Source organism: Phormidesmis priestleyi BC1401 (genome assembly GCF_001650195.1).
Taxonomy (GTDB): domain Bacteria; phylum Cyanobacteriota; class Cyanobacteriia; order Leptolyngbyales; family Leptolyngbyaceae; genus Phormidesmis_A; species Phormidesmis_A priestleyi_B.
This window is the reverse complement of record NZ_LXYR01000169.1, coordinates 1-957: the sequence shown is the minus strand read 5'-3', so window position 1 is coordinate 957 and position 957 is coordinate 1. Positions and strand designations below refer to the sequence as shown.

At 50.3% G+C, this 957-nt stretch carries 1 protein-coding gene; it reads right to left on the bottom strand.

Features of this window, described 5'->3' with window-relative positions; translation table 11 throughout:
* Window positions 1-20: 20 nt before the first annotated feature.
* Window positions 21-895 (bottom strand): IS630 family transposase gene (locus A8707_RS27380; protein WP_156518911.1). Its coding sequence is split into 2 segments (ribosomal slippage): window positions 21-563 and window positions 566-895, totalling 873 coding nucleotides; the frame shifts between segments, so codons are not numbered across the junction.
* Window positions 896-957: the final 62 nt, after the last annotated feature.

Here is a 957-nt window from a genome sequence, read left to right as displayed (position 1 = left end):
TATAGCCGTCGCCACTAAGGTTAGGACGCTGCCTTGAGGACATCCTCCATCGCCTCTCGCAATGTATCAAATTCATCTAAGCACTTGCGAATTCGACTCTTGAGCCATGACCAACATCGCTCAATCTTGTTAAAGTCGGGCGAATACGGCGGTAAGTACCAAACCTCGCACCCTGCTGCCTCCACCAACTCATCAATCCGCCCCCCTTTGTGAAACGTGGCATTGTCAATCACCAACTTTTGCCCTGGCTTCAAGGTCGGAATTAAGCAGGTTTCTAACCAGGTCTCGAATACCGTTCGATTGCAAGCCCCTTCGATGGTGAATGGAGCCAGCAACTGCTGGTTGCACAACCCGGCAATCATATTGACTCGTCCACTTCTGCGACCGGACTTCAAAGCATACAGTCGCTCTCCTTTTGGGCTGTAGCCATAGCCATAATCATCGCGGCTATCCATCCCGGCTTCGTCGGCATAGACAATTTGCTCTGCGGCTACGCTCGCGAGTTGCTCCCGGAAGTCTACTCGCTTTTGTTCATCTCGCTCTCGATACCCATAGGTCTTTTTTTTCGCGTGAACCCAATCCGCTTGAGTGCTCGACTCATCGTCCGCTCACTGATGTCGTCTTGCCACAACTTGGTCATTTCTGTCTGCGTCTGATCAGGGTTCGCGTTCACGAAGGCTCGGAACTTGTCCCAATCGGTGATTTTGTGGCTATGACCTCGCTGCTTTGTAGGTTTGGGTTGGATATCTCCGGTTTCAGCTTTGAGTTGAAACCATTGGTGGATCGTATTGCGGCTAATCCCGAACAACTCACTGACCTCGCACCGTTTCATCCCATTGAGTTCAATCGCTTCGATTACTTTATGACGCAGGTCATTGTTGTAAGCTTTGGGCATCGGATTCAGAAGAATGATCAGTTCCTAAGGATAACGTCCTAATCTGTGTGGCGGTTGCTATA